We start from the raw sequence: 5,672 nt of genomic DNA on the forward strand, positions 1-5,672 counted from the left end.
TCAAGGAGGGCCGCACCCTGGCGAAGATCCACGACAACGTCGTGGTGAAGGTCCCCATGGGCGTGGAGGGCATGAAGGCCGTCAAGGCGCTCACCTCCGAGGGCATCCGCACCAACGTCACGCTGGTGTTCTCCGCCAACCAGGCGCTCCTGTGCGCCAAGGCCGGCGCCACCTACGTCTCCCCCTTCGTCGGCCGCCTGGATGACATCTCCGAAGAGGGCATGGATCTCATCGCCCACATCATCGAGATCTACGGCAACTACGACTTCACCACCCAGGTCCTCGTGGCCAGCGTGCGCAACCCCATTCACGTGCTCCAGGCGGCGCGCATGGGCGCGGACGTCGCCACGCTGCCCTACAGCGTCATCACCCAGCTCGCCCAGCACCCGCTCACTGACATCGGCATCAAGAAGTTCCTGGCCGACTGGGAGAAGGTTCCCAAGAAGTAGCGGGCTTTCCGGCTCTGACGCTCTGCGTTAAAAAGGCACCTGGCTCCCACTACCCCCCCACCGAGGAACGCATGGACTTCCAGCTCACGGACTCTCAACGCGCGCTCCAGGAGACTGCGCGCAAGTACGCCCGCGAGGTCATCCGCCCCAAGGCCGCCCACTATGACGAGACAGCGGACTTTCCCAAGGATCTGATCGCCACGGCCTACGAGCTGGGCCTCATGAACCAGGCCACCCCCGGCGAGTATGGCGGCCTGGGCCTGTCCCACCTGGAGCAGGTCATCGTCTGTGAGGAGCTGGCCTGGGGGTGTGCGGGCGTGGCCACCTCCCTCTTCGCCAACGATCTGGCCAACCTCCCCGTGCTGCTGGCCGGCACCGACGATCAGAAGAAGCGGCTGCTCACGCCCTTTACCGAGCGCCCGAAGCTGGCCTCCTTCTGTCTCACCGAGCCCGCCGCCGGCTCGGATGTGGCGGGCCTGAGCACCACCGCCCGGCGCGACGGGGACCACTACATCCTCAACGGCTCCAAGTGCTTCATCACCAACGGCGGCTACGCGGACCAGTTCACCGTGTTCGCCACGCACGACAAGAGCAAGCGCCACAAGGGCATCTCCTGCTTCGTCGTCGAGGGCAAGGCGCCGGGCCTCACCGTGGGCAAGCACGAGAACAAGATGGGGCAGCGCGCCAGCAACACCGTCACCCTCACCTTCGAGGACGTGCGCGTGCCGGTGGCCAACCGCATCGGCGAGGAGGGCGAGGGCTGGCGCATCGCCATGGAGACGCTGGACAACAGCCGCCCCACCACCGCCGCCTTCGCCGTGGGCATCGCCCGCGCCGCCCTGGAGCACAGCCTGGAGTACAGCTCCCAGCGGCAGACGTTCGGCAAGCCCATCCGCGAGCACCAGGGCATCCAGTTCATGCTCGCGGACATGGGCATGAACATCCAGGCCGCGCGGCTGCTCGTCCACCAGAGCGCGTGGCTGCTGGACTCGGGCCAGAAGAACACCCTGGTCTCCAGCTACGCCAAGTGCTTCGCCGCGGACATGGCCATGAAAGTCACCACGGACGCCGTCCAGGTTTACGGCGGCTACGGCTACATCAAGGAATACCCCGTGGAGAAGCTCATGCGCGACGCCAAGCTCATCCAGGTCTACGAGGGCACCAGCCAGGTCCAGCGCATCGTCATCGCTCGGGAACTGTTCAAGTAGAAAAGTAAATCTGCTTCCCGCAGCGGATTCCCGTTGCCCGCGCGGGAGGCGGATGCCTATGACTCCAGCCCGTTCGCGCGGTGCGTCAACACCCCCGCGCGTAGAAGGAGATGGACTGCCGTGAAGATCCTCGTCACCGCCAAGCGCGTGGAAGACCCCGAGTCCAAGATCAAGGTGAAGCCGGACGGCTCGGGCATCGTTCAGGAGGGGCTGAAGTACAAGATCAACCCCTTTGACGAGATCGCCGTGGAGGAAGGGCTCCGGCTGGTGGCCAAGCACACCGGCGAGGTGGTGGTGGTGTCCATCGGTGGCAAGGAGGTGCAGGAGCAGCTCCGGCACGCCCTGGCCATGGGCGCCCACCGCGCCGTGTGGGTGAACCACACCGGGCCGCTGGATCAGCTGGGCATCGCCGGGCTGCTCCAGAAGGTGGCGGAGAAGGAGAAGCCGGATCTCGTCGTCCTGGGCAAGCAGTCCATCGACGATGACCAGAACCAGGTGGGCCAGTACCTGGCCGAGTTCCTGGGCTGGAGCCAGGCCACGTTCGCCTCCAAGGTGGAGTCCCTGGAGAGCGAGCAGGAGAAGAACAAGGCGCCCGCGTTGCTGGTGGCCGCGGACAACAAGACGGTGCGCGTGGTGCGCGAGGTGGACAACGGGCTGACCACGCTGGAGTGCTCGCTGCCGGCCGTCGTCACCACGGACCTGCGCCTGAACATGCCGCGCTACGCAAGCCTGCCCGGCATCATGAAGGCCAAGAGCAAGCCCATCGAGGAGCTGACGCCGGAGAAGCTGGCCGTGGACGTCACTCCGAAGATCCAGGTGCTGAAGATGTCCTCGCCGCCGCCGCGCAAGGCCGGAATCAAGGTACCGGACGTGGCGGCGCTGGTGGACAAGCTGCGCAACGAGGCCAAGGTCGTCTAGGCCCGCCCCTTCAACTGCTTCGAGAGACTGGAGTCCCAAATGCCGATCGTCCTCATCGTCGCCGAGCAGCAGCCGGACGGGAACCTGCGCAAGGCCACCCTCAACGCCATCACCGCGGGCCGTACGCTGGCGGAGAAGGCGGGTGCGGAGGTGCACGTGGTGTTGCTCTCCAAGGATCCCTCCAAGGTGTCCGAGGAGCTCAAGGGCCTGGGCGTCAAGGCGGTGCACACCGCCGGCGCGCCGGAGCTCGAGCACTACCTGGCCGAGGTGTACACACCCGTCATCGCCGGCCTGGCGCAGGAGCTGAAGGCCGACTACGTGGGCATGGCCTCCACCGCCATGAGCAAGGACCTGATGCCCCGCGTCGCCGCGCGCCTGAAGGCCGCCATGGCCTCGGATGTCATGGCCTTCAACGGGAGCGGCGCGGACGTCACATTCACCCGGCCCATGTGGGCGGGCAACGTCTTCGCCGAGGTGAAGCTCACCACGCCGGTGAAGGCGTTCACCGTGCGCGCCACCGAGTTCCCCGCGGCCCAGGGCGGCCTGCCCGCCGCCGAGGTGAAGGCCTTCACGCCGAAGCTCGAGGCGTCCAAGACGAAGTTCGTCGACTTCAAGGAAGTGAAGAGCGCTCGCCCCGAGCTGACCGAGGCGCGCGTGGTGGTCTCCGGCGGCCGTGGCACCAAGGGGGACTTCAAGGAGATCGAGGCCCTGGCCGACCAGCTGGGCGCCGCGGTGGGCGCCTCGCGCGCGGTGTGCGACGCGGGCTGGGTGCCCAATGATCTGCAGGTGGGCCAGACGGGCAAGGTGGTGGCTCCCCAGCTCTACATCGCGGCGGGCATCAGCGGCGCCATCCAGCACCTGGCGGGCATGAAGAGCTCGAAGACCATCGTGGCCATCAACAAGGATCCGGAGGCCCCCATCTTCCAGGTGGCGGACTACGGCCTGGTGGCGGATCTCTTCAAGGTGCTGCCTGAGCTGCGGCAGGCGCTGCGCAGCCTGGAGTAGGACTCGGGCCCTTCGAGAGTGGGCTCGAGAGCGGAGGGGCGGTAGCGAGGCAGCTCGCGCCGCCCCTCTGGCGTTGCGGGCTACAGGTTGACGTCCTGCTCGCCCTGGCCTTCATCCTCGCCGTCCTCGGCTGGGGCGTCCTCGTCGGGCGCGGCCGGTGGTGGCTCATCCGGCGTGGAGGGCATCGGCTGCCTCCCTGGTGGCGGGCCTCCCCCCACCTTGTCCCTGAGATCGATCGGCTCCTGGCCGGGCACCTCCACCTGGAACACCCGGTAGCTCCAGGTGTTGCCAATCTTGATGGCGTCCCCTCGCAGGATGCCGTCCGCCTTGGAGCCGTCCAGCGGGACGCTGAACTTGGCAGTGATCTCGTTGTCCTTGTTGGCGACGGAGCTCTGCTGGTTCCAGAGGCTGGTGTTGATGGGAGTCCCCAGCGTCGCCTGCACCTCGTCGTCCGACATGGCGATGGCCAGCGCCTGCACATAGGCTTCGTTGTTCTTCACGGCGTTGAAGCCCGCGTAGACTGCGATGGCCCCCAGGCACCCGCAGGAGGCCAGGAGGCCCAGGCACCCCACGGGCACCGCCCACTTCCAGTTCCGGCTCCACCAGCTGCGTCGCGGCGCCATGCCGCCTTCCGGCGTCGTCTCCATGGATCCTCCTGAGCGGTCTCCCGCCTGCCCCAAGGTGGGGTACAGCCTCGTCATATGCGGTTCCCGGGGGATGGCCCAGTTCTCGTTCAGCGAGCAGGCAAGGAGGGTGAGGCGCTTGGTTCGGATGGAGGGGAGCGGGTAGCATGGCCGCATACTTCGTGAGCCCTGGGGGGCCCTTGGCCGGAGGGAACGGATTCGGGCGGTTCGCGGGTGAGGGCCAGGACGTGCTAGGTGCCGTGCCCCGGCTGCACCCGGAGGCGGGCCTGCAGCGCGTGTCGGGGAAGCTGATGGCGGCCGGGCCGGACGACTTCCTGCACAGGTTCGAGGATGCGCAGGGGCAGGTGTCCGAGGTGGCGGAGCGCCTCCTGGAGCTGGTGGACGGGCGGAGGACGGTGGCGGACATCGTGGCGGTGCTGTGTGACGAGTTCGAGGTGGAGCCGGAGGCGTGTCGTCAGGACACTGCCGCCTTCGTGAGGCTCCTCGTAGAGAAGAAGGTGCTGGTGCTTGGGCCCTGAAGGCCTGGCGCCCGTGCCGTGAAGGGTGGGCCGCCGGAGCCCGCCGAGAGAGTGAGAGACGTATGCGCCGAGCGGTATCGCATGGGCTGCTGGTGGGTTTTGTCCTGGTCTTGGGCTCCTCGGGGTGCAACTGCGGAGAGCCGCCCGTCGAGTCTCAGCTCGAGGTGGCCTTCGAGAAGCCCACGGATGGGCAGCGGCTGACGCTGACGGACGACGCGGATCCGGCCACGGACGGCTTCCAGTACGAGGTGGTGGCGGTGGCACGCGACACGGCGGATCGGCCGGTGACGCTGGCCAGCGCGAAGCTGGAGGTGCGCACGCCCAGCGAGCAGACGTGGACGGCGGGGCCGCCGGCCATCATCGAGGGGGGCACAGTGCGCTTCCCGGGCACGCTGCTGCAGCCGCGCACCAACCTGCTGCAGGTGACGGTGGAGGAGGCGGGCTCGCGGCGCACGGCCACCCAGCGCATCAGCGTGACGGCGTCCACGGAGCCGCCGAGCGTGGAGCTGACCCAGCCCGCCGAGGGCCAGGTGCTGCGCGAGGCGGATGACGCGGATCCGGACACGGCGGGCTACCAGGTGCGCTTCTCGGTGAGGAGCGTGGGGCTGGCCGGGAAGACGGGCACGCTCTACTGCGAGCAGGTGTGCGGCCTGCCGCCCACGGACTTCACGGTGAACAGCAGCGGGCTGACGCAGGTGTCGGTGACGCTCGCGCAGAGCGCGTGCGAGGCCCAGGAGGCCGCGTGCTACGCGGTGGTGCGCAACGGCGACAACGAGGTGACGTCCAGCAAGCGCAACATCCAGCTGGACACGGTGGCGCCGCGGGTGGAGGTGGTGTCGCCGGTGGCGCCCGTGTCCTCCACGACGTTCCGGGTAGAGGCCACCGTGGGCTGCACCGAGCCCGGGGTGACGGCCACCCTGTCGCGCGAGG

General features: G+C 68.1%; 6 protein-coding genes and 1 pseudogene. 6 read left to right on the forward strand and 1 reads right to left on the reverse strand.

The window, feature by feature from the left end; all coding sequences use genetic code 11:
• The 4 genes from VD972_RS44940 to VD972_RS44955 form a co-directional block, all read left to right on the forward strand.
• On the forward strand, positions 1 to 449 hold a 449-nt coding region (locus VD972_RS44940), incomplete at its 5' end, for a transaldolase family protein (RefSeq protein WP_324996234.1).
• A gap of 71 nt (positions 450 to 520) precedes the next feature.
• A complete protein-coding gene (locus VD972_RS44945; protein WP_324996236.1) occupies positions 521 to 1,657 on the forward strand; it encodes an acyl-CoA dehydrogenase family protein in 1,137 nt (378 codons plus the stop codon).
• A 120-nt stretch (positions 1,658 to 1,777) separates the two neighbouring features.
• Complete coding sequence (locus tag VD972_RS44950) at positions 1,778 to 2,575, forward strand: electron transfer flavoprotein subunit beta/FixA family protein (RefSeq protein WP_324996238.1); 798 nt, start codon at positions 1,778 to 1,780, stop codon at positions 2,573 to 2,575.
• A gap of 39 nt (positions 2,576 to 2,614) precedes the next feature.
• A complete protein-coding gene (locus VD972_RS44955; protein ID WP_324996240.1) occupies positions 2,615 to 3,580 on the forward strand; it encodes an electron transfer flavoprotein subunit alpha/FixB family protein in 966 nt (321 codons plus the stop codon).
• 80 nt (positions 3,581 to 3,660) lie between these two features.
• On the opposite strand, the gene VD972_RS44960 is transcribed toward VD972_RS44955, so the two are convergent.
• The gene (locus VD972_RS44960; protein ID WP_324996242.1) at positions 3,661 to 4,227 is read right to left on the reverse strand and encodes a cytochrome c oxidase assembly factor Coa1 family protein; all 567 of its coding nucleotides are present in this window, start codon (positions 4,225 to 4,227) and stop codon (positions 3,661 to 3,663) included.
• Positions 4,228 to 4,370: 143 nt separating this feature from the next.
• On the opposite strand from VD972_RS44960, the gene VD972_RS44965 reads away from it, so the two are divergent.
• Both VD972_RS44965 and VD972_RS44970 read left to right on the forward strand, forming a co-directional pair.
• Positions 4,371 to 4,742: a PqqD family protein gene (locus VD972_RS44965; RefSeq protein ID WP_324996244.1), complete on the forward strand. Its 372-nt coding sequence runs from the start codon at positions 4,371 to 4,373 to the stop codon at positions 4,740 to 4,742.
• Positions 4,743 to 4,804: 62 nt separating this feature from the next.
• A pseudogene (locus VD972_RS44970) lies at positions 4,805 to 5,672 on the forward strand (VCBS repeat-containing protein); the annotation flags it as partial.

It is taken from the genome of Hyalangium sp., from assembly GCF_035629615.1.
Lineage (GTDB): Bacteria > Myxococcota > Myxococcia > Myxococcales > Myxococcaceae > Hyalangium.